General features: G+C 65.2%; 18 protein-coding genes. 12 read left to right on the top strand and 6 right to left on the bottom strand.

Features of this window, described 5'->3' with window-relative positions; genetic code table 11:
• Positions 1-3: 3 nt before the first annotated feature.
• Positions 4-954, bottom strand: coding sequence for a hypothetical protein (locus D3877_RS25670; RefSeq protein ID WP_158600010.1), 951 nt, complete (start codon positions 952-954; stop codon positions 4-6).
• A 1,728-nt stretch (positions 955-2,682) separates the two neighbouring features.
• Between D3877_RS25670 and D3877_RS25660 the strand changes: the two genes are divergently transcribed.
• The 4 genes from D3877_RS25660 (at position 2,683) to D3877_RS25645 (ending at position 7,325) form a co-directional block, all read left to right on the top strand.
• A complete protein-coding gene (locus tag D3877_RS25660) occupies positions 2,683-3,630 on the top strand; it encodes a replication initiator protein A (RefSeq protein ID WP_119833659.1) in 948 nt (315 codons plus the stop codon).
• Positions 3,631-3,717: 87 nt separating this feature from the next.
• Entirely contained in the window at positions 3,718-4,740 is a 1,023-nt protein-coding gene (locus tag D3877_RS25655) for an AAA family ATPase (protein WP_119833658.1), read from the top strand.
• Positions 4,730-5,587, top strand: coding sequence for a ParB/RepB/Spo0J family partition protein (locus D3877_RS25650; RefSeq protein ID WP_119833657.1), 858 nt, complete (start codon positions 4,730-4,732; stop codon positions 5,585-5,587). Before D3877_RS25655 ends, D3877_RS25650 begins: the two co-directional genes overlap by 11 nt.
• A gap of 211 nt (positions 5,588-5,798) precedes the next feature.
• Complete coding sequence (locus tag D3877_RS25645) at positions 5,799-7,325, top strand: ABC transporter substrate-binding protein (RefSeq protein ID WP_238475085.1); 1,527 nt, start codon at positions 5,799-5,801, stop codon at positions 7,323-7,325.
• Between the two features lie 20 nt (positions 7,326-7,345).
• Here the strand turns inward: D3877_RS25645 and D3877_RS25640 are convergent, their stop codons facing one another.
• Together D3877_RS25640 and D3877_RS25635 are read right to left on the bottom strand one after the other, a co-directional pair.
• Positions 7,346-7,804, bottom strand: coding sequence for a glycine-rich domain-containing protein (locus D3877_RS25640; protein ID WP_119833655.1), 459 nt, complete (start codon positions 7,802-7,804; stop codon positions 7,346-7,348).
• A gap of 169 nt (positions 7,805-7,973) precedes the next feature.
• Positions 7,974-9,833, bottom strand: coding sequence for a hybrid sensor histidine kinase/response regulator (locus D3877_RS25635; protein ID WP_119833654.1), 1,860 nt, complete (start codon positions 9,831-9,833; stop codon positions 7,974-7,976).
• Between the two features lie 310 nt (positions 9,834-10,143).
• Between D3877_RS25635 and D3877_RS25630 the strand changes: the two genes are divergently transcribed.
• Both D3877_RS25630 and D3877_RS25625 read left to right on the top strand, forming a co-directional pair.
• Positions 10,144-12,705, top strand: a complete 2,562-nt coding sequence (locus D3877_RS25630) for a PAS domain-containing sensor histidine kinase (RefSeq protein WP_119833653.1) — start codon at positions 10,144-10,146, stop codon at positions 12,703-12,705.
• 70 nt (positions 12,706-12,775) lie between these two features.
• The gene (locus D3877_RS25625; RefSeq protein ID WP_119833652.1) at positions 12,776-13,669 is read left to right on the top strand and encodes an SMP-30/gluconolactonase/LRE family protein; all 894 of its coding nucleotides are present in this window, start codon (positions 12,776-12,778) and stop codon (positions 13,667-13,669) included.
• A 5-nt stretch (positions 13,670-13,674) separates the two neighbouring features.
• On the opposite strand, the gene D3877_RS25620 is transcribed toward D3877_RS25625, so the two are convergent.
• Both D3877_RS25620 and D3877_RS25615 read right to left on the bottom strand, forming a co-directional pair.
• On the bottom strand, positions 13,675-14,076 hold the full coding sequence (locus D3877_RS25620; protein ID WP_119833651.1) for a VOC family protein: 402 nt from the start codon (positions 14,074-14,076) through the stop codon (positions 13,675-13,677).
• Positions 14,077-14,107: 31 nt separating this feature from the next.
• Positions 14,108-15,535 carry a L,D-transpeptidase family protein gene (locus D3877_RS25615; protein ID WP_238475084.1) on the bottom strand — a complete coding sequence of 476 codons (1,428 nt, stop codon included), beginning with the start codon at positions 15,533-15,535 and terminating at the stop codon, positions 14,108-14,110.
• Positions 15,536-15,933: 398 nt separating this feature from the next.
• On the opposite strand from D3877_RS25615, the gene urtA reads away from it, so the two are divergent.
• The 6 genes from urtA (at position 15,934) to D3877_RS25585 (ending at position 22,642) form a co-directional block, all read left to right on the top strand.
• Entirely contained in the window at positions 15,934-17,229 is a 1,296-nt protein-coding gene (gene urtA, locus D3877_RS25610; protein WP_119834026.1) for an urea ABC transporter substrate-binding protein, read from the top strand.
• Between the two features lie 179 nt (positions 17,230-17,408).
• On the top strand, positions 17,409-19,019 hold the full coding sequence (urtB, locus tag D3877_RS25605; protein WP_119833650.1) for an urea ABC transporter permease subunit UrtB: 1,611 nt from the start codon (positions 17,409-17,411) through the stop codon (positions 19,017-19,019).
• Between the two features lie 3 nt (positions 19,020-19,022).
• A complete protein-coding gene (gene urtC, locus D3877_RS25600; RefSeq protein WP_238475082.1) occupies positions 19,023-20,186 on the top strand; it encodes an urea ABC transporter permease subunit UrtC in 1,164 nt (387 codons plus the stop codon).
• Positions 20,187-20,189: 3 nt separating this feature from the next.
• Positions 20,190-20,936, top strand: a complete 747-nt coding sequence (urtD, locus tag D3877_RS25595) for an urea ABC transporter ATP-binding protein UrtD (protein WP_119833649.1) — start codon at positions 20,190-20,192, stop codon at positions 20,934-20,936.
• Positions 20,937-20,950: 14 nt separating this feature from the next.
• Positions 20,951-21,646, top strand: coding sequence for an urea ABC transporter ATP-binding subunit UrtE (gene urtE, locus D3877_RS25590; RefSeq protein WP_119833648.1), 696 nt, complete (start codon positions 20,951-20,953; stop codon positions 21,644-21,646).
• A 216-nt stretch (positions 21,647-21,862) separates the two neighbouring features.
• Positions 21,863-22,642 (top strand): transporter substrate-binding domain-containing protein, encoded by a 780-nt coding sequence (locus D3877_RS25585; RefSeq protein ID WP_119833647.1) that lies wholly within the window; start codon positions 21,863-21,865, stop codon positions 22,640-22,642.
• 4 nt (positions 22,643-22,646) lie between these two features.
• On the opposite strand, the gene D3877_RS25580 is transcribed toward D3877_RS25585, so the two are convergent.
• Positions 22,647-23,556 (bottom strand): pyridoxamine 5'-phosphate oxidase family protein (locus D3877_RS25580; RefSeq protein ID WP_119833646.1); only part of this gene is annotated, 910 nt, incomplete at its 5' end.

Raw genomic sequence — 23,556 nt, 5'->3', positions numbered from 1 at the left:
CGTTCAGACTCCGGTTGCGGTTCTCTTGACCTGGGCGGATTCGGGCAACCGGATCCGCCCGTTTTCTTGGCGCGCGCCCCGGATCCGGCCTGGGGATGCCCAGGGAACGCCACGGAACCGCCCAGCGTTGCGGATTGGCGGCGGTTCGAGCGCCACCGGCAACCGAATGTCTCGTCCTGACCCTGCTCCGCCCGTCTTCTCCCCAGTCTTGGGCGAAGAACGGGACGCCGAAACCGTCGCGCTCTGGGTTGGACGCGCGCGGTCCATCCGTGTTTCGGGTTCAGACGATTCCTGCGGGGCGTCTGTCAAAGGGGCCTCTGCGACCATGATCCGGCGTTCGGGCGTGGGAAGGCCATAAAGAACCTCCTCCCGTTCGCGGATCCGCCGCCGCTGCTCCAAGGCGCGCGTCCGCAAGCTCCGCTCCTGCCGAAGCCGGGAGGACAGGCGGCGCAAGTCGTCCATCTGGCGGGAGGCGTCCGGGGCGGGCGTGGCGTCCAACGCGGCGCGGAAATCGCCCACGCTCGGAAAGCGGCTCCAGCCGCTGCGGAAGTCCGCCCAGATCCGGCGGAAGGCGGCCATCCAGCGATCCGCCGGCCAGTCGGCCATCACCAGAATGTCGGCCTCCAAAAGGGCGGCGTCGGGCAATTCCAACTGGAAGCGGCTGGCCAGTTTCTCGACGCCGATCAGCACATTGTCCGCCCCGATTGGCGGGACCAACCGATCAATCGCCGAATCCACCCGATCCGCCAAAGCGCCCAACTCATCCGGCGTCAAATCCTGCGTTTCAAAGCGCAGATCGACGACCTCAAGCCGGGCAAGCGAGACGAGCGCGGAGGGCGGCGAGGGTGTCCTGGTTTCGGGCAACCACATCGGCGCCTCCCCGTTCCAAAGGCCGCTGTCCAGCGGTGTGCGGCTTTCCAGGGACAAGGGACGGGCGGGGGAGACTGTGGTCATGGCGGGCACTCCGGCGGCGAACGCTGGCGGCGGGTTGAGTGGGTTGCGGATCGGTCAGGTCGTTGGAAATCGGGTCGTTGGGAGCGACCAGTTCCCGCAGGATCCAGCGTTTCCAGGCGGCGCTGGGATCGCTGGGCCGATAGCCGTTGCGCTGATGCGCCTTGCGGCACCAGGCGACGAATTTGCGTGTGACTCGGTCCGGCTCAATGTCAGGCCGTTGGCTTCGCGCCCAATCGAGATCAACCGCTTCCGGCGTCCAATCGAACGGCAAAGCCTCTCGCTCCCTCGTCTGGGAGGAGAAGGAGGATTCAGGATTCTCTGAGTCTAAGGAGATGTTCGCTGTCTGACTTGCGCTGTCAGCCCGCTGACAGTCGCTGTCGGGGGCGATATTGGCCAACACGTACAGAAAACCGCGATAGCCACGGTGTGGACGCGCGGCGACCAGAGCCACCTCAGGCTCTTGCAGGGATTTCAGGACGGCGTTGATCCAGGCGCGACTCTGGCCAAGCTCTTCGGCCAGTTCGCCTTGCGTGGCGGCGCAGACGCCATTTGGGTCCGCGTGCGCGTAAAGCGCGGACAAAACCGCGATGTCGGCGGCGTGGAGGCCAGGCACAGCGATCCAACGCCGGTACAGCTCCGTGTACGGCCTCATGGGCAAGCCCTCTCTCGTTCCAAATCTTTGGGACGGAGACAAAAGGATCCCGGAAGCGGACTCGGGTGAATCCGCTTGGCTTTCGATGCCTGCCCTGCCATCATGGAGTCGCCAAACCGCCAGATGTGGGGTGATCGAGTGTCCCTCGGTCTCCTCCGTCCGACACGAAGGGCCCAGAGCAATCTGGGCCTTTTGTGTTTTCGGAGATGGGTCTCCGTTACGCCATTGCTCTCTCCTGTTGCGCGCGGCGGACGGCGGCGGGATGCCAGCCGTCGCTGTGGGCGCAAAAATCCTCAAACGGGGCTTTTCACCCCAAGTCTGGACTGTGTACGCGCTGTTGCCGCCCTGTCCACGATCTTGGTGAAAAACGGGACGGCCCGACGCGGTGGCGGGCGATTCTCCATTTTATCTCGAAAAAACAGATGGTTATCCGGTGTTTTCTTGGCTGGTTTTCCGATGAAGGTCGTCGTTCTGCCGAATGATTCAGGCCCGTACGTCGCTGTTCCGCCGAAAGATTCTTCGTCGCGCGGACGGGCTTTCAGGGTGATGGGAGAGGGAAGTGTCGTCGTTCTGCCGAATGATTGGTGATTCGCGGCCCCCCGTCTCCGATGAGGCCGTCGGATTCGCACGAGAATCGGACTCGCCCCGCGTTGGGCAAACGTCGCTGTTCTGCCAGTGCCATGCCGCGTTTCCGCCCTTTCCGGAGCTACGCCGGGTGATGATCCTAATGAAAATACAATAAAATCAATAAGTTATTGTCATTCTCAAGGGGGCCTCCCCTGCCCCCTCCGGCAGAACAGAGACGTTCGGACGGGTTGGAAAAGCAGGGGCAAACCGAGGTGGAAAAGGCGGATTGCGGTGCTCTCCCCTCAAAAACTGGCAGAACGGCGACATTGGCGGCGGCGGCGCTGGTGGAAAGCCAGGGGATCGCGGGAATCTTTCGGCAGAACGACGACGTTTGAGCCGCAGCAGTGGAACCGGACGGCGCGGTGGTCAATGATGAACCACGCACTCAGACAGGATGAGTTGGGACACCGGGCCGTCGCGCGCGATCCGCGTGTCGTGGAGAGATTGAGATGGATGACAGCATCAACGCCGAGCTTCTTGAACGCCCACTTCAACTGGCTTTGCGGCTCGACTCCCCGCTGACCGGCGATGTTCAGAACGACCGCCACATGATGGTCTACAGCCTGTTCGGCTTGTCGAAGGACAAGGTCGAGGCGTTGGCGACCTATGATGACGGCAAGGTGCGGATCGAAGTGCGCGCGCCGAAAAACGTCGGCGTCGCGACGATTTGGGACAAGGCGGTGCTGCTCTACGCCATCTCTCTGCTGCGCGAGAAGATGGACCAGGGCAAGGCCACCGCCAAGATGGGGGAGTTGCACTTCACCACCAGCGATCTGCAACGCATCGTCGGCAAGACGGCGGGCGGCAGCGCTTATGACAAGATCGAAGGCGCGCTGGAGCGGTTGCAAGGCACCCAGATCAAAACCAATCTGGAGACCGGCGGCGAGGGCGAAAGCGGCGCCTTCTCGTGGATTTCCGATTACAAGCTGCTGTACCAGCGCAAGAAGGACGGCGAACGCGCGGTGCGCGGGCTGAAGCTGACCTTGTCGGGCTGGGTGGCGCGCGCCGCTCTGGGCTACAATCTGCTGACCTACGACGATCAGTATTTCGCCCTGAAGCCGGTGGAGAAGCGGCTTTATGAGATCGCCCGCGCGCATCTGGCGCGGGGCAGCGGCTTTTGGATGGCGCTGGAGCCGCTGCGCAAACGGGTTGGCTCCGACAACGACCTGCGCAAGTTCAAGAACGCGTTGGGGCCGGTGCTGGAGACAGGCCGAATTCCCGGCTATGGCGTGCGGATCATCGACGCCGCCGAATACAAGGAAACCATGAAGGCGCGCGGCGCGGTGTTGGGGCGGGTGCTGAACGCCGATTTGCCGGTGCTGTTCTGGCGCAAGGACAATGGCCCAGCCCCATCCTGGATCGACGTCCCCAAGGTCGAGTATGACGAGACGGTCTGATCGCATCCTTCGCCAGTAGACACCAGTTGCCGGAGTGGCGACGACTTGCTAGGCTCTGCGCCAACCGATGGCGCAGGAGGGTGCGGGGTGACGGGTGAGGAATTGAAAGCGTTGCGGGAACGGCGCGGCCTGACCCAAACGCAAATGGCGGCCTTCGTCAACGAAATGACCGGCCGCAAGTACGACAAGCAACGCTTAAGCAAATGGGAGACCGGCAAGGAGGCCCTGCCGCGCGACGTTCTGGGCCGTTTGCTGTTGCTGGCGCTGGAGCAGCCGGAAACGACGGAGCCGCGCCGGGGCACCACCATCGCCATCGGCTTGCAAAAGGGGGGGACGGCCAAGACCGCCACCTCGATCAATCTGGCCTTCATTCTGGCGCGGGCGGGCAACCGAGTGCTGCTGGTGGACGCCGATCCGCAGGGCAACGCCACCGTGCATGTCGGCGTGCCGCAAGCCGACGTCGTGGCCCTGACCGAAGCGGGCAAGGTCTTGTATCACGCCCTGATGGGCAAGACCGGGCTTGCGGACATCATTTTGCCGACCAGCGTGCCAGGGCTGGACGTGGTGCCGTCGAGCATCGCGCTGGCCAGCGCCGACACCGAATTGCCGGGCAATCTGACCAACGCCCAAACCGCGCTGGCGGAGATTCTGGATGGGGTGAAGGCGCGTTACGATGTGGTGGTGATCGACTGCGCTCCCAATCTCGGCGCCGTCACCATCAACGCTCTGACCGCCGCCGATTTTGTTCTGGTGCCGTGCCAGGCCGAGCCGCACGCCATTTTGGGGGTCAGCGCCTTTCTCGACACGGTCGGCAAGATCCAGCGCCGCCTGAATCCGCGTTTGGCGGTGTTGGGCATTCTGCCCACCATGTACAACCCGCGCCAAACCCAGGACCGTTCGTCGCTGGACGACATCAGCCGCTTGTGGGGCGATGAGCGCCGGGTGTTTCCGCCGGTGCCGCGCGCCACCATCTACGCCCAGGCGGCGGGCGCGAACGTCATCACGCTCGACGCCGACATTGGCGCGCCCGGCGTCGAAAGCTACGCCGCCATCGCCACCGCCCTGCTGAGCGCCAGCGGCCGTTTGCCGGAGGTTGCCGATGCCGCCTAAGAAGCTGACCCGACAGACGGCGGCCACGGTGCTCCAGGCCAAGGAGTCCGGCTTCGCCACGGAAACCGACCGCATGTTCGGCTTGAGCGGCGTTCTGCCCCGATTGATCGAGGCCGATCTGTCGGCGATCGACACCAACCCGGACCAACCGCGCACCGTGTTCGACGAAGACGCCTTGCGCTCGCTGGCCGACTCCATCGCCCGTCATGGCCTGCAACAGCCGGTTTTGGTGCAAGAGGCGGCGGAGAAGGGCCGGTATCGGCTGGTCGCGGGCGAGCGGCGGTTGCGGGCTTTCCGCTTGCTGGACAGACTGACGATTCCGGCGATCATCACCAAGGGCAAGCCCGAAGAAATCGCCCTGATCGAGAATGTTCAGCGCGTCGATTTGGACGCCATCGATCTGGCGCGCGGGTTGGCGCAATTGATCGAGGCGCACGGCTACACCCAGGTCGAAGTCGCCGCCGCCGTCGGCTGCTCCGAAGCCGAGGTGTCCAAGCGCCTGAAGGTCCTGTCCTTGCCCGATGACATTCTGGCCGATTACCGCGCCAACCCCGATCTGGTGTCGCGGTCGGCGCTGGTCGAGCTGGCGTTTATGGACGACATCGAGCGTGCGCGCGAACTCTGGCAATCCGCCCGGACCGGAGGCTTGACGGTCAGCGCGGTGCGGGCGGCCCGCCCGACCCCAGCCAAGGCCGCCGCTGAACCGTTGCAGCTTCTGGGCAAGGCGATCAACCGCATTGACCGGGATTTGGACGCGATCAGCACGGTTGAGGCCGCTTTGCAACAGGAGCATCGGGAGCGGTTGAAGCGGCTGCGGGATCGGATCGACGGTCTGCTCGTCCTCTGATGAATGGCGGGGTTTCGATGTCGAAAGCTCTTTCTGGTTGAATTTTATTTATAAAACAACCAAAGGATACCTTTCGAAATCGAAACCCTCGCTCCTCCGGTCGAGCCATGTCGGCTTGCGTGACCGGAAACAGCGCCTGTGCTACAGCATGGGGGTTCCGACACTGAGCGCCACGAGGGCCGACATGCGGACTGTCCAGCGACGACAATTCTTGAGTCTGCTTGGCGCGGCGGGGGTTGCGGCGGGATCGGTCGCGACGGGGGCAACGGCTTGGGCGGCGGGGGCTGGGGCCTTGCGGGTGGGCCTCAAGGCCCTGCCCGTCTCGCTGAATCCGTTGACAGTCAATGATCTGGTCGCGCGTCAGATTCTTGGCGCCATGTATGAAAGTCTGACCAGCGTTGACCCGGATGGCCGCATCCTGCCCGGCTTGGCCACCGCGTGGGAGGCGTCCGATCGGGCGCGGCGTTGGAAACTGACGCTGCGCCGCGACGTTGTGTTCCAATCCGGGCGCCCTTTTACGGCGCTGGACGTCAAGCGGACGTTTGAGGCGGCGGTTGCAGCGGAGGGCGCGCATTTCGCCGCGCTCGCCTTGTCCAAGGTGCGTGGCTTTCGCGACATCCGAGACAAGACCAGCGTCACGTTGAGCGGCGTCACTGTGATTGACGACCACACGTTGGAGGTGGTGTGCGACGAGCCTTGCGCGATCTTCCCCTTCGCCCGCTTCAACATCGTTGACGTCGAGGCCATCGCGCAGGCCGGACCCAACTGGCACCGCGAGATGTCGGCGGGCACCGGCCCTTATCGTCTGATGGGCAGCACGGAAGGCATTCGGGTCGATGTCGCGGCCAACCCCCATTGGCGGGGCGTGGCGGCGCCGTTTGACCGGGTGTCCTTTCTGGCGACCGGCATTGGCAACGATGGCATCACGTTGTTCAACGACAGCCAGATCGATTTTTCCTTTGTCGACACCGACGCCCTTCGCTTGGTCGCCGATGATCCAGGCTTTAAAAGGTCGTTGATTTTTTGCCCCCGCATGCAAATGCGCGCCGTCGCTTTGGATCCACGCCGGGTCAAAGCGTTTGGCGATCTTCGTGTGCGACAGGCGATGTCCTTGCTGATTGACCGTGAGGCCATGGTGGAGCGTTTCTTCCGGGGCATGGCCCGCGTGCACAACGGCGTCGTGCCTCCCGCCCTGTTGTCGAACGAGCGACTCCCTCCCCTGCTCTACGACCCTGTCAAGGCCAAGGAGCTGTTGGTCCAGGCTGGTTATCCAGAAGGCCGGGGGTTGGAGCCATTTGCCGTTCACATTGTGCCGGAGTATCGACGGGAGTTTGTCTATTACGTGTCGCAATGGAACAACGCGGGCATTCCGGCCAAATTGGTGACGACCCCCCGGCAGGAGTTCATCACCCGGTCACGGCGGCGCGATTATGACGCCTTCCTGTTCGGGTGGACGGCGACCTACCCCGACCCGATGAATTTTCTCGACGAGCTGTTTTCCAGCCGCAGCCGCTTCAACCCGGTTGGCTGGGTCAACGCCGAATTCGACGCCATCATCGAAGCGGCGATGGCCCTGTCCCAGCCAAAAGAAAGGGCCACGGCCTACAAGGACGCTGAGCAAATCGTCATGGGAGACTTGCCGGTGATCCCCCTGGTTGTGCCGGACTATGTGGCTCTGCGCAGCAACGCCCTGACCGACACCTTCATCACCCCCTTTGGCGGCATGAACTTTGCCTGACCATAGGCCGGATCGCGCGGTCAGACATGCGTGGGCGATGCCTCCCGCAGACAATCCGGGGTGATGACCTCGCGCAGACAATCGGCTTCTTGCGCGTTGCGCAGACAATCGGTTGTTGCGGGAAGGCCAAGCAGAAGGGCGCTGTTCCGGCGGGCGGCGGCCAGACGCTCTGGCGATGCGGTTGCCCCGTTGTGATGCAGATACTCCCCATACACGGCGTCACAAAAGCGGCAATAGCTGCGGGTGTCGGCCACGATGAAGTCGTGCCACAACTCATCGCAGGCTGACGAGGGCGGCGCCAGATCCGTGTTTGGGTGTTCCGCGCAGGCGATCAGGAAAAGTTTGAGCTGGTCCAGGGCGATGGCGGCGGTGTGTGGAGGCACGCCTTTGGACAGCGCGCGCCGCAAGACAGGGCTGAAATCGAACTGCCCAATGACGTCGCGCGCCCGTTGATTGTGAGTGATCGACATGGTCGGCACAGCGGTTCTCCATCGATTGAGGTGTGCCCGAACGCAGGCATCCTTTGGAACGGACGAGACCCGCAACGCCGCGTGATGGGGCGTGATGGAGGGTAGGCTGTTCAGGGGCAAACGCAAGCTGGCCAACTGGTCGATGCCAGATTGTCGATGTGGCGGATGATCGTCTCAATCAGCGCGTTCGGGGAAGCTCCGAGACCAACCTGGACAACACATCCGGCATGATGGGTTTGGCCACGACGGTGATGCCCAGATCGGCGGCCTGACGGGTGACGACGCTGTCGAGACGACCGGAAATCAGGATCGCCGGAATGCGAATTCCCAGCAACATCCAGAGACGGTTGATGAAGTCGATGCCAGTGTCGGTCGCCGACAGATGATAGTCGGCGACGATGACGTCCGGTTTGAACAGACCATCCTGGACATCCTGCACGCCTTGCGCGGTGGTCGACACGCTGTGAACCCGATGCCCTTCGTTGGCGAGAAAGAGCGACAGCCCGTTCAGCACAAAGGGATCGTCGTCAATGACCAGAACCGCGACGCCGTTGCCCGTGAGGGCGGGGGAGATGAGGGCAGGGGGGGCGGCGGGGGGCGGGAGGATGGGGGCGGGTTCCAGACGAACCGCTGGCGGCTCCGGCGGCTGGGCCAGTTTGGCGGCCAGGGGGACGGCGATGGAAAACACCGAACCCTTGCCGAGAACGGAGCGGACTTTCACCGGATGATTGAGCGTGGCGGCCAACCGCTTGACGATGGACAAGCCCAGCCCGATTCCATTGTCACGGTTGCGTTCCGGGTTGCCAAGCTGGTGGAACTCTTCCCAAATCGCGTCCAAGCGGTCTTCGGGAATGCCGATGCCGCTGTCGCGAACCTCAAGAATGATCTGGCCGCCAACCTCCAAACCGACGATCTGAATGGATCCCGACAGGGTGTAACGGATGGCGTTGTCGATCAGATTGCCCAACAGACGCAGCAGCAGGACGCGGTCGGTGACGATGTTGGCGCGCATCGGCGAGACGGTCAGCGTCAGCCCTTTGTTGCGGGCGACCGGGCCGAACTGGGTGTCGAGCGCCTGGAGCAAATCGCCGACGTCATGGGTTCCCATCGTCACCGCCACGCCTCCGGCGTCGAGCCGGGAAACTTCCAGCAGTTCGTCGAGCAACTGCTTGAGGTTCATCACGACTTGCTCGATCTTTTGAGCGGAATCGGCGACGTCGGGAGTCTTTGCGGTCGTGCGCAGCAAAGCGGTCAGCATCAGCAGCGATTGCGCGGGTTGCCGCAGGTCGTGACTGGCCGCCGCCATGAATTTCGCCTTGGACGCGACCGCCTGCTCCGCCCGCTCCTTGGCCAAGCGCAGATCAATGGCGTTTTGACGGAAGATCCGCAAGGCGGTCGCCATCCGGCCAATCTCATCGTCGCGGTGTCGCCCCGGCACCGCGACCGAAACGTCGCCCGCCGCCAGATCGGTCATGGTCCGGGTCATGGCCGCGATTGGCGCGGTGACGCCGCGCGCCGCCCAGACCACACCGATGACCAGCAGCAGCAGGATGCAGACGCCAATGCTGCTGAGCATCGCCACGTCGTGGCGAATGGTGGCGTTGGTCGGCGTGGCGTCCAAACGGAGCAGCATCGTGCCGATTGTCCGTTTGTTGCCGACCCGATCCAAATGCTCCAGAGGGGCGACGGCGGTGGTGGACGCTTCGTCGGACAGCGGACCTGTTCCGGGCTTCCGATACGCGACAAAGCGCTCGCCATAGCTTCCCAAGACCACCGCTTCGGCAAAGGCGTCCACCGACCGCAACGGGGCAAGCGCGGTCATCGCCTCTTCCGGATCCAGGTCCCACAGCGCGTTGGCGACGTCGTCCAGCACGATCTTTGTCGCCAACTCCGCCCGGATGGCCAGTTCCGCCCGCGTGCTGCGCACATCGGCCTGGATCAGAACGATCATGGGAACCGCGATCAGAATCGAGACCAACAACGCCGCCGAGGCGGTTGTGCGGGCGACCAAGCTTCGCGAGAAAACCGCCAGCGGCATGAGAACGCCTTTGGACATAGGTCAGAGGGCAATATCAGGGAAGAACATATTATCGTATGCTTTGCAAGAGCAGGGTGAGGGGCAGATCCAACGAAAGACAGCGGTCATCGGGTTTCCCTTGGCATCCTTCAACCACGCCGGGAATTATGCATCAACCGAAAGGATACTTGAAACACCGACTGATCGATCCCGGTGAAGAATAGAGATATTTGAGTCTTTTGCTTGTCCGGCAGTGCGTGTAGACATTTTCGGGTCGATCATGGTTGCGGCGTCCTTGGCGCGTCGCGGCGGGCTGGGGTAGGGGGGTGGCATGGAAACGGGCATCATCATCACCCTGGCGTTCGGCATTGGGTTTCTGGCGCTTGCGCTGCTGTCTTATGGGCGGCTGTGGCGCCCGTTTGCCGCGCGATTCCGGCGGGTGGCCGCGAGCGAGGCTGCGCTGCGCGCTGTGTTCGATCATTCCAGCGACCGGCTGTTCATCGTTCGGGTCGCCGGGGATGGCTCCTTTGTCGCGCAGTGGGCCAACGCGGCGGCTCTGTTGGCTTGGAATGCGACGGCGGAGCGTGTGGAGGGCAAAGGACTGAGCGCCTTCCTTCCCCCCGCCTTGGCGGAAAAGACAACCCGTGATCTGCAAAGCTGCGTCGATGCGGGGGCCGCCACCCGCTTTGAAGAGGAGTGCGTCGTCCACGGCGTCACCCGCCGCTGGGAGGTGGCGCAGACGCCGATTCGGGGGGGCGACGGCGCCATCGCCATGCTGTCGGTCAACGCCCGCGACGTCACCCGCCGCAACGAGGCGGAGGCGGCGTTTCGGGACAGTGAGGCGCGCTGTCGGTTGTTGGCCGACAGTGTGTCGGACATCGTCGGGCGCCTGGACCTGAACGGGGGGCGCCTCTCCTGTTCCGACAGCGTGCGCGCGTGTTTGGGCTGCGATCCGGCGGAGATGATCGGGCGCCCGTTGGTGGAACGGGTTCATCCGGATGATCTGGCGGCGGTGGCCGATGGGGTGTCGGGCTTGACGCGCGGTCAGCCGACGATGACGGCGGTCTACCGGCTTCGCCACGCCGATGGCCGGTGGGTGTGGATCGAAGCGGACATCCGTTTGGTGATGGATGATTGGGGCAAACCGCTGGAGTGCGTCAGCGTCGAACGGGACATCACCGCCCGCAAGGTGATGGAGGCGGAGCTTTACGACGCCCGGCAGGCCGCCGACGCCGCGAGCCGGTCCAAGAGCGAGTTTCTCGCCAGCCTGAGCCATGAGTTGCGCACGCCGATGAACGCGGTGATTGGCTTCGCTGATTTGATCGCGCGTGAATCGGAAGGGCCGATCAACAACCCGTTCTACAAGGATTTTGCCCTCAACATTCGTGACAGCGGCCAGCATCTTTTGGAGCTTATCAACGAGATCCTGGACAATGTCCGGGCTGAGGCCGGGCAACTGGTTCTCGACGACGAAACCGTGGATTTGGAACAGGCCACGACCTTCGCCATCCGTCTGCTGTCGCAGCGGGCGGGGCGCGTGGGCGTTCAGATCGTCGCCTCGGTCGATCCGGCGGCGCGCTATCTGCGGGGCGACGAGAAGCGCGTCCGGCAGATCTTGCTGAATCTTCTGTCCAACGCGATGAAACACACGCCGACCGGCGGGCGTGTGGATGTTGAAACCTCGTTGGACGCCGATGGGGCGTTGCGGCTTTTGGTGCGCGACAACGGCACGGGAACGGGGGAGTCGGATGCGACGCCGGTGCTGCGAGCCTTCGAGCGGGGGGACGCCTCGGACAATTCAGCGGGGCCGCGCCGCGCGGCGGGCTTGCCGCTGACCCGGCGGCTGATGGAGCTTCATGGCGGGACGCTGACGCTGTCGAGCGCGCAAGGGCAGGGGACGGTCGCCATGGCGCGCTTCGCCCCGGATCGGGTCGCGGACGAGGCTGGGCGAACGGTTGCGCCGTCGCTGGCGCCGCGCGCGTCCCTGTCGATTTTGATGGTCGAAGATGACCCGACGATTCGCGACAGCGGCGTCGCTCTGCTGCGGAACTGGGGGCATCGGGTGCTTGGCGCCGCCAACGCCAACGAGGCTTTGGCGATCTTGCGCCAGTCCGCTCCGCTTGATTTGTTGTTCAGCGACATTGTGATGCCACCGGGGATGAATGGGGCGGAATTGGCCCGCGAGGCGCGGCGGCTGCGCCCGGATCTGGCCGTCCTGTTGGCGTCTGGCTTCGCCGCCCATGCCGTGATCGCCGACGACGCGGCTCACGCTGGGTACGACGTCATCGCCAAACCCTATGATCCGGCGGAGTTGCAACAACGGCTCGACGCGCTGCGCCCGACGGCGGCCTCGGCGTCGTCAACCGCCGCTCTGGCCAGCCTGCCGCCGCATTCTCGGTCCTCCCAGGTCGCGCCGACGACGGCGCCCATTGTGGCCGCGCCGGTTGATGGCGTCTTGCCCGAAGGGCTGCGGATCTTGGTGGCGGAAGACGTCGAGATGAATCGTCTGTTGGTCGTCACCCTGCTGAAGCAAGCCAAGCATCGCGTCGTCGCGGTGGAGGATGGGGCGGCGGCGGTCGCGGCGATGCGGCGGCACGCCTTCGACCTTGTGCTGATGGACGTCAACATGCCGGTGATGGATGGGCTGGACGCGACGCGGGCGATTCGTGGCATGGCGGACCCGGTCAACCGGACGCCGATCATCGCCTTGACCGCCAACACCTTTCCCGAGGACGTCGCCCGCTGCCGGGCGGTTGGCATGAATGGCTATGTCGCCAAACCCATTGACCGGACGGTGCTGTTTCGGGAAATGAGCCGCTGCCTTGCGGGGCAAGCGGCGGGGACCGACGGAACCTCCCCGCACGCCAACGGGAATGTGGTGACGCAGGCTTGATTGTTGACCGTGCCCCGGTCAAGCTCGCGCAGTCCCACTGCCGCAGCATTCCTGACGAGGCGCCTGTTCCATGACCACCGACCAATCCTTTTCCTGCGTTTTTGACGCGCGCGCGAAGCTGGGGGAATGCCCGCTCTGGTCGGCGGCGGAGCAGGCGCTCTATTGGGTGGACATCAAGGGGCGGACGTTGAACCGCTTCGACCCGGCGGACGGCTCCAACCGCGCCATGGCGATGCCCGAAGACATCGCGTGCCTCGCCTTGCGCAAGGGCGGCGGCTTTCTGGCGGGGATGCGGTCGGGCCTGTGGCTGTTGGACGTGGCGGGCGCGCCGATTGAACAAGTGGCGGTCAACCCCGAAGACACGGCGACCAGCCGCTTCAACGATGGACGGGCGGATCCGGCGGGGCGTTTTCTGGCGGGAACGCTGGACGAGCCAAAGGCGGGTGGCCAGGCCCACCTCTACCGCTTTGACCGCCGGGGGCTGACGGCTTTGGCGGGCGGGCTTCTCACCTCCAACGGTCTGGCTTTCAGCCCGGACGGGCGGACGCTGTATCATTCGGACACGCCGACCTTTACAATTTATCGCTACCGCTACGACCCGGCGACGGGGGATCTGTCGGACCGGGAGGTCTTCGTCCGGCTTCAGCCGACCGACGATGACCGGGGCCGTCCGGACGGCGCGGCGGTGGATGCTGAGGGCTGTTACTGGACCGCGCTGTACGAAGGGGGGCGGGTGCAACGCTACGCCCCGACCGGCGCGCTGCTGTCCGAACATCCGGTTCCCGCCCGCTGCCCAACCATGGTGGCCTTTGGCGGGGCGGATCGCCGGACGCTTTATGTGACCACGGCGTCCGCCGGACGCCCGGCGGCGGAGTTGGACCGCCTCCCCCAATCCGGCGGCCTGTTCGCCCTGTCGGTCGCCACGCCGGGCCTGCCGGAACCGCTGTTCGATCCGGCGGTTTGACAGCGTTACGGCACGGCGGTCTGGTTGGAGACTTCGACCAGATTGCCGTCGGGGTCGCGGAAATAGACGGAGCGCAGCGGCCCCATGGCCCCGGTGCGGTCAACCGGGCCAAGCTCGATGGCGACGTCCTGCGCGTGGAGATGCGCGATGATCGCGTCGAGCGGCGTGTCGGAAATCAGGCAGAAATCACCCGATCCGCTGGTCGGGCGCTGGGCCTTTGGCTCAAACTCTCGTCCGACCTCGTGCAGGTTGATTTTCTGATGGCCAAAGGCGAGCGCCTTGCGGCCTCCGGCGAAGGTGACGGTCTCCATGCCCAGAACGCGGCCATAGAAGGCGCAGGTCGCGTCAATCGAGGCGACCGTCAGAACGAAATGGTCGATCCGGGCGATCAGAGCGCGGTCGGTCATGCGGTTTCCGTGGGGCCGGGAGGGAGAAGCGTCACATCCGGGTGGCGTTGACGGTCGGGGCGACGAGGTTGCGGACGGTGGCCGAGGACACCGGGCCGACTTGCGCCGGTGGAACCGGCAGCACCGCCGGCTTCGTCATCGGGCGTGGTTTGGATGGGGCGGCGGCGGGCGACTGGCCGGGCGCGTCTTCGTAAATGTCGGGATGCACGCGCACCGTGCCGTCGGTGTCGACCGAGGCGTTCCAATAGACGAAACGCACGGGGATGGCGTTCGGCAGGCGGACAGTCTTGGTCTCGCCGGTGTCGAGCTGTTGGGCGACGGCGGTGGGGGACAGCTTCGCGGGGGTCAACAGCGTGTTGGCCATCATCCGGGCGTCTTCCAGCCGGACGCAGCCTGAACTGGCGGCGCGCATGTCACGGCTGAACAGGCGTGGGTCGTTGGTGCCGTGCAGGAAGATGCCGTCGCCGTTGGTCAGGTTGAAGCGGAACCGGCCCAGCGCGTTGTCGTCGCCCGGCTTTTGGACGATGCGGATCCGGCCCGGATCGACCGCCCACCAATTGACGGTTTCGGTGGCGACCTCGGTTCCGTCCAGATAGACGACGGCGTTCTTGATGCCGGTGGTTCCCTTTTTGCGCAGGACCGGCAGCTTGTCTTCGTTCAGAACGGTGGGCGGAACCGTCCAGGTTGGGTTGATGGTGACGCTGGTGATCTTGTCCTGAAGCAGGGGCGTCTTGCGCGAGGGCCGACCGACCACCGCGCGCATGGTGAAGACCGGGCGGCCATGCTCAATGTAGGTCACGGTCTGGCTGGGCAGATTGACCAGAACGGCGGTGTCGGGGATCGACGCCTGTTGCGCCCGCATGGCGGTGGCGGCGCGCTGCATCATCGCGGCGGCCTGCGCCGGGGTGCGGTCGAGCGCCTGGCGCGTCACCTCGCCGACCTTGCCGTCGGGCTGCAAGCCCTCGACGATCTGGAAGGCGCGCACGGCGTTCTCCAACGGATCCTCAAAGCTGTCGGTCCATTGGTCGGGCGGCAGATGGCCAAGCTCGATCAGCCGCCGCGCCACCTTGCCGACGCGGTCGGCAAGCGGCGAGCGGATGCGGAAGACCACCGGCGGGGCGGCGTCCACCGTCGGATAGGGCGACGCCTCGTCCACGACGTCGGTCGGCACCTCCAGCGCGGGGGCCACCGTCTCAATGAATCCGCCGTCGCCCTTTTTCACCACCGCGCCGAAGCCGACGCGGGTCGCCGTCACTTTGGGGGCGTTCTGAAGGTCGCTCGCCCGCTGCTCCAGCCGCAAGGCCCAGGATTGCACCAGCGGAACCGGGGGCGCCGCCGGTGTGGCGCGCGTCGTGGCGGTTCCGGCCATCGCTGCGCCACCGACCAGCGCGCCGATCAGGCAGCCCGCGATTCCAGCGGCGGCGTAACGTCCGATGAGCAGGTGGCGATCATACAGCATGGTTCGGGAGACCAGATCGTGAACGGTGAAACAATGAGCAGGCTATAGTTCGGTCAAGCCCCACGTCGGCGCAAGTGACATTTGGTGTCGGCTGCACTGCGTCGATAGCCGATGCGCCAAGCATCGCCCTGTTCATACGGTCGATCAAAGAACAGCTTCCAGAAGGTGACGTTCGCCGCGCGTTGTTATTCCATGAGGCGGGAAAATCTTTCGCGTTTCCAACCCGCGTCCCGCCGTCGGCACGCCGGGCCGCCCGTATGGGGCATTTGACGTAGATACGTCTCTTCGCACCCGCGATAGCCTCCGTTTTGACAATTTCGTGAGGCTCCGGGCCAAACGGGGCGGCAGAAGAAGGGGACAACTTCATGCGGACGATTCAGCAGACGATGGGGCGGGGAATGACGGGACGGGTTGCGACGTTCGGGATCAGCACGCTGGCCGGTCTGGCGATGGGCGCGCTGGCGGGTTCGGCCCAGGCGGCGGACGACACCATCAAGGTCGGCATTCTGCATTCCCTGTCCGGCACCATGGCGATCAGCGAGACCACGCTGAAAGACGTCATGCTGATGCTGATCGACGAGCAGAACAAGAAGGGCGGCGTTCTCGGCAAGAAGCTGGAAGCCGTGGTGGTCGATCCGGCCTCCAACTGGCCGCTGTTCGCCGAAAAGGCCCGCGAGCTGCTGACCAAGGACAAGGTCGCCGCCGTGTTCGGCTGCTGGACCTCGGTCAGCCGCAAGTCGGTGCTGCCGGTGTTCGAAGAGTTGAACGGCCTGCTGTTCTACCCGGTGCAGTATGAGGGCGAGGAATCCTCGCGCAACGTGTTCTACACCGGCGCCGCCCCGAACCAGCAGGCGATCCCGGCGGTCGATTACCTGATGTCGAAGGAAAAGGTCCAGCGTTGGGTGCTGGCCGGCACCGACTATGTCTACCCGCGCACGACCAACAAGATCCTGGAAGCCTACCTGAAGGGCAAGGGCGTCAAGGACGAGGACATCAAGATCAACTACACGCCGTTCGGTCATTCCGATTGGCAGTCCATCGTCGCCGACATCAAGAAATTCGGTTCGGCCGGCAAGAAGACCGCCGTCGTCTCGACCATCAACGGCGACGCCAACGTTCCCTTCTACAAGGAACTCGGCAACCAGGGCGTCAAGGCGCAGGACATCCCGGTCGTCGCCTTCTCGGTCGGCGAAGAAGAGCTGGCGGGCATCGACACCAAGCCGCTGCTGGGCCATCTGGCCGCCTGGAACTACTTCCAGTCGGTGGACACTCCGATCAACGCCGAGTTCATCAAGAGCTGGAAGGCCTTCACCAAGAACGACAAGCGCGTGACCAACGACCCGATGGAAGCCCACTACATCGGCTTCAACATGTGGGTGAAGGCGGTCGAGGCGGCGGGCACGGTGGCCCCGGACGCGGTGATCGACAGCATGATCGGCGTCGCGGTTCCGAACCTGACCGGCGGCTATTCGGCGATGCTGCCGAACCACCACATCACCAAGCCGGTCCTGATCGGCGAAGTGCAGGAGAACGGCCAGTTTGAGACCGTCTCCAAGACCCCGGGCCTGGTCCCCGGCGACGAGTGGTCGGATTTCCTGCCGGACAGCAAGGACCTGATCTCCGATTGGCGCAAGCCCCTGTCCTGCGGCAACTTCAACGTCAAGACCGGCAAGTGCGGCGGCAAGGGGACCTGAGCGGTTCGGTTCTGACCATTTGATCTGAGGTGTTCCAACGCTTGCCCCCTCCCTAACCCTCCCCCGCTGACGCGGTGGAGGGGAACAGGCCCCCTCTCCCGCACAAGCGGGGGAGGGCCGGGGAGGGGGCAAGCGTTTCTCCGTTTGCGACACTCCCCACGCCCAACGAAGGATCCGCGATGCGACGCGCTCTCCGCTGGCTCATGGCCGCTTGTGTGGCCATCGCCACCACATCCGCCGCGCTGGCCGCCGATCTCCGTCCGCTGGTCCAAACGATGGGCAGCGGCGGTTATTCCGGCACCGAAAAGGCGTTGAACCAACTGTCCGACGCGGGCGACCCTGCCGCCGTCCCGGTGATCGAGGCGCTTCAGGCGGGCGATCTTTATGTGCGCAAGGCCGATGGCTTGGTCGTCATCGCCCGCAAGGTCGGGGCGGGCTACGCCCTGACCGATCCCTTGAGCGGCGCGGCGCTGGGCGAGGCCGCCGCCGGCGCCATCGACAGGATCAAGGTCAACAACGCGATGCGCCGGGCCATCAGCGCCGCGCTGGGCGCGCTGACCCTGATGAGTCCCGATCCCGCCGTTCGCCGCTCCGCCGCCGACGCGGTGTTCAAGAGCCGCGACGCCAACGCGCTGGACGCGCTCAACACCGCGCTGGCCAAGGAAAAGGACGAGCGCATCCGCCGGGCGATGGAGCAGGCGCGCGCCGCCGTGATCCTGACCGCCGGGGCGTCGGACGCCGACACCCAGGCCGCCGTCGCCACGCTGGCCGGACGCGGCGACCGCGACGCGCTGGCGCTGCTGTCGATGATCGCCGCCTCGGGCGCGTCCGACACCGCCAAGACCGCCGCCGCCGCCGCTGTGGCCACGGTTGAACAAAAGCTGATGTTCTGGGGCGCGCTGCAAAATCTCTGGTACGGGCTGTCGCTCGGCTCCGTGCTGCTGCTGGCGGCGATTGGGCTGGCCGTCACCTTTGGCGTGATGGGCGTCATCAATATGGCGCATGGCGAAATGGTGATGATCGGGGCCTACACCACCTTTCTGGTCCAGCAAGGCTTGCGGACCTACGCGCCCGGTCTGACCGATCTGTCGGTCCTGCTGGCGCTGCCCGCCGCCTTTCTGGTGTCCGGCGGCGTTGGCGTCATCATCGAGCGCAGCGTGATCCGCTGGCTCTATGGCCGTCCGCTGGAAACCCTGCTGGCCACCTGGGGCCTGTCGCTGGTCCTGCAACAGGCGGTGCGCTCCCTCTTCGGGCCGACCAACCGCGAGGTCAGCGCGCCAAGCTGGATGTCCGGCGCGTTCGAGCTGGGCGGCCTGACCATCACCTATGGCCGGTTGTGGATCGTCGTCTTCGCCTTCGCCGTCTTCGCCGCCCTGCTGGTCGCGCTGAAGCGGACGTGGTTCGGCCTGTCGATCCGCGCCGTGACGCAGAACCGCCCGATGGCCAACGCTATGGGTATCCGCACCGCGCGGGTGGACGCGCTGACCTTCGGGCTTGGCTCCGGCATCGCCGGGCTGGCCGGGGTGGCGCTGAGCCAGATCGACAATGTCAGCCCCAATCTGGGCCAGAGCTACATCATCGACAGCTTCATGGTGGTGGTGTTCGGCGGCGTCGGCAATCTGTGGGGCACGCTGGTCGGCGCCCTGGCGCTGGGGTCGCTCAACAAGTTCCTGGAGCCTTACGCCGGGGCGGTGCTGGGCAAGATCCTGGTTCTGATTTTCATCATCCTGTTCATTCAGCGGCGTCCGCGCGGTCTCTTCGCGCTGAAGGGCCGGGCGGTGGAGGCCTGATCGATGCTGACGCGCTTTTTCCTGATGGGGCTGGACCGCAAGGCCGGACTCGTCCTGACCGTGCTGGCCTTGCTGGCGGTGCTGGTCCCGGTGATGACGCTGATCGTGCCGGAAGGCTCGCCCTGGCATGTGTCGATCTTCACCGTCTCGCTGCTCGGCAAATATCTGTGCTTCGCGCTGCTGGCGCTGGCGCTGGATCTGGTATGGGGTTATGTCGGCATCCTGTCCTTGGGACACGCCGCCTTCTTCGCGCTGGGCGGTTACGCCATGGGCATGTATCTGATGCGCCAGATCGGCCCGCGCGGCGTCTATGGCAACCCGATCCTGCCCGACTTCATGGTCTTCCTGAACTGGAAGGAGTTGCCCTGGTACTGGCTGGGCTTCGATCATTTCTGGTTCGCGGCGATCATGGTTTTGGTGGTTCCCGGCGCGCTGGCCTTCGCCTTCGGCTGGTTCGCCTTCCGCAGCCGCGTCACCGGCGTTTATCTGTCGATCATCACCCAGGCCTTGACCTTCGCCCTGCTGCTGGCCTTTTTCCGCAACGACATGGGCTTTGGCGGCAACAACGGCCTGACCGACTTCAAGGAAATCCTGGGGTACGACATCCAAGCGCCGGGGACCCGCGTCGGCCTGTTCCTGGCGACCATCGCGGCGTTGGCCTTGTCCTACATGATCGCGTCGGGCATCATCGCGTCGAAGCTCGGCAAGGTGCTGGTGGCGGTTCGTGATACCGAAAGCCGCGTTCGCTTCCTGGGCTACAACACCGAATCCTACAAGCTGTTCGCCTGGACGCTGTCGGCCTGCATGGCGGGCGTGGCGGGGGCCTTGTACGTCCCGCAGGTCGGCATCATCAACCCGTCGGAATTCGCCCCGGCCAGCTCCATCGAGGCGGTGATCTGGGTCGCCGTCGGCGGGCGCGGCACGCTGGCGGGCGCGATCCTGGGCGCGGTGCTGGTCAATTTCGGCAAAAGCTATTTCACCGGCGCGCTGCCCGAGTTCTGGCTGTTCGCGCTGGGCGGCCTGTTCGTTTTGGTGACGCTGTTCCTGCCCAAGGGGTTGTTGGGGCTGTGGGCGCAACTGACCGCCCGTCTGCCGAACGCCAAGGGACCGAACGCCAAGGGCAAAAACGCGCCGAACGGGAATACCGCCGATCAGAAGGGGATGTGAGCCATGAGCGCGGAAGACACTCTTCTCTACCTCGACGGCGTGTCGGTCAGCTTCGACGGGTTTCGGGCGCTGAACAACCTGTCGCTGACGATGATGCCGGGCGAAATGCGGGCGATCATCGGGCCGAACGGGGCGGGCAAGACGACGATGATGGACGTCATCACCGGCAAGACCCGGCCCGATCACGGAACCATTCTGTTTGAAGGCGAAACCGACCTGACCAAGCTGCGCGAGGCGTCCATCGCCAACCTCGGCATTGGCCGCAAGTTCCAGCGCCCGACGGTGTTCGAGCCGCACAGCGTGTGGGACAATCTGGAACTGGCGCTGAAGGCCCCGCGCAGCCCGCTGAAGACGCTGACCTACGCCATCAGCCGCGAGGACCGGGCGCGGATTGAGGACATCCTCGACATCACCCGCCTGTCGCCCAAGCGCGACCGTTTGGCGGGCAGTTTGTCCCATGGGGAAAAGCAGTGGCTGGAGATTGGCATGCTGCTGGCCCAGGACCCGAAGCTGCTGCTGGTGGACGAGCCGGTGGCGGGCATGACCGACGCGGAAACCGAACAGACCGCCCGCCTGCTCTGCGACATCGCGGGCAAGCATTCGGTGATCGTGGTCGAGCACGACATGAGTTTTGTCCGGGCGCTGGGGGTCAAGGTGACGGTGCTGGCCGAAGGGTCGGTGTTGGCCGAAGGATCGTTGGATTCGGTCAGCGCCAACCAGCAGGTCATCGACGTGTATCTGGGCCGGTGAGGAAGGAAACGCACATGCTGGACGTTCGTTCGGTCGATCTTCATTACGGCGCGGCCCAGGCGCTGCGCGGCGTCTCCATGACGGCGGAGGTCGGCAAAGTCACCTGTCTGGTCGGACGCAACGGGGTGGGGAAATCCAGCCTGCTGCGCGCCATCGTCGGGCTGAAGCCGATCAGCGGCGGGACGGTCCATTGGGACGGGGCCGACGTCACCAAGCTCGCCGCCGCCGACCGGGCGCGGCGCGGCATCGCCTATGTCCCGCAGGGGCGCGAAATTTTCCCGTTGCTGACGGTGCGGGAAAATCTGCTGACCGGCTACGCCCCCTTGCCGCGCGGCAAACGCTCCATCCCCGACGAGGTGTTCGAGCTGTTTCCGGTGCTCGATTCGATGCTGGAGCGGCGCGGCGGCGATCTGTCGGGCGGGCAGCAGCAGCAGTTGGCGATTGGCCGCGCCCTGGTGACGCGCCCGCGCCTGCTGGTGCTGGACGAGCCGACGGAAGGCATTCAGCCCTCCATCATCAAGGACATCGGTCGGGCGATTTCCTACCTGCGCGACAAGGGCGACATGGCGATTTTGCTGGTCGAGCAGTATTTCGACTTCGCCCGCGATCTGGCCGACGATTGGACGGTGATGGAGCGGGGCGAGGTGGTGCTGGCGGGCAGCCGGATGGCGCTGAACGACGAAGACGTCCGCAAATTCCTGACGGTGTGAGCGGCGGGCGCAGGATTTTTCTGCGCGACGGGCGGTTTGCGCAACGAACCGCCGCGTTTTTCACCCATGGGGATGGTTTTGAACGATTCCTTGCGCGTTGGCTGAGGCATACTGTCGGCGGCGTTTCCGGCGGAACGACGCCGGACTCGACGCCGAAGCGTGCAGCCAAGGGCCGGAAGCAATCCGGCCCGTCACAAACGATGCGGGGATTTCACGATGAGATTGTTTCTGGCCGGGCTGTTGGTGAGCGTCGCCACCATGGCCGCTGTTCCCTTCCACGCGCAGGCCGCCGACGGCGCCTTGCAGACGATCAAGCAAACCGGCGTTCTGCGGGTCGGCACCACCGGCGATTACAAGCCCTTCAGCTACAAGGGGGCCGACGGCGCGCTGGTCGGCGCCGACATTGAGATGGCCAAGGAACTGGCGACGGCGCTTGGCGTGAAGGCCGAGTTCGTGCCGACGACCTGGAAGACTCTGCTGGAGGATTTCAAGGCCGAGAAGTTCGACGTCGCGCTGGGCGGCATCACGGTCAACGCCGACCGGGCGGCGGCGGGCGATTTCTCGGTTCCCAACGTCAGCGACGGCAAGCGTCCCATTGCGCGCTGCACCGACAAGGCGAAATTCACCACGGTGGAGGCCATCGACCAGCCGACCACCCGCGTCGTCGTCAACCCCGGCGGCACCAACGAGAAATTCGCCCGGCAAGCCTTCACCAAGGCCCCGATCGAGGTGTGGCCGGACAACAAGACGATCTTCGGCCAGATCGCCGCCGACAAGGCCGACGTGATGGTGACGGACGGCATCGAGGCCGATTTGCAGGCCAAGCTGAGCGGCGGCGTCCTGTGCGCGGTGCCGGTGGCCGCTCCCTTCACCCATTTCGAGAACGCCTATCTGCTGCGCAAGGATCCGGCGTTGAAGCAGGCGGTCGATCAATGGATGACCGGGGCGCTCGCCAACGGCCTGTGGAAGGCCAAGCTGGACGGCGCGATGCAGTGAGCGGTCAGCCCATCCCGGCGATCCGTTGGGTCGCCGGGGACAGGTCGCGAAAGCTCCAGCGCAGGGGGATGGCGGCGGGTTGCCGCCATCCCCGCTCGACCCGCAGGGTCCAGGACCGTTGCGCGCCGGGCAGATCGCCGGGCGCCTCCCAATCGACGCTGACCGTTCCCGTCAGATGCAGCGCGTCGCCGGTCGTGAAGTCGAGGAACAGCAGCCCAGCCTGCGGGTTGAGCAGGAAATTCCCCAGCGTGTTGAAATAGCGGTTGCCGGAATAATCGGGAATCCGCAGTCGGTCGCTCTCAATGCGGACAAAGCCCGTCGGCCCTCCCCGGTGCGAGACGTCGGGGGCGCCGTCCGGCCCGGCTTCCGAGGAGGACGCGACGAAGACGGTGTCGGCCCCGGCGATCATCCGGCGGGCGTCGTCGTCCAGTCCGCTCAACGCGGTGCGGGCGGTGGCGGTGGTGGCGTCGTCCGTTTCCACCAGCCGCCCCTGGATGTATTGCGGGCAATTGCCGAAGCTCTGTTCGATGGCGAGGTCGAAGCCGTGGCCCGCGACGGCGACGGCCAGACCGCTGGCCCGGTTGCGCCGTCGGGTCGTCAAATCAATGCCGAGGATTCCGATCGGCGCGCCGGGCCGGAGTTCGACGTCCCACGCCGCGTGGTTGGGCCGGACCCGCAGCAGGCGCGGATCCGGGGAGGAGACGAAGCCCGGCGTCCCGGTCAGCATCCCGGCGCTTGGCGCCCCCGCCGCGTCGGGTGTGGCGACCAGCAGGGCGGGCAGCAAGGGGTAGAAATCGCGGTGCTGCGCGGTCAGCGCGTCGCGGATCGGGGCAGACGGGACGCGGAACCCGGCCCGGGCCTGGGCTTCCCGTTCCCCCGCGTGGAAGGGGTCGATGATCGGATCCTGGTCCATG

The organism is Azospirillum cavernae, from assembly GCF_003590795.1.
In the GTDB taxonomy this organism is placed as follows: domain Bacteria; phylum Pseudomonadota; class Alphaproteobacteria; order Azospirillales; family Azospirillaceae; genus Azospirillum; species Azospirillum cavernae.
This window is presented reverse-complemented; position numbering and strand designations above follow the sequence as displayed.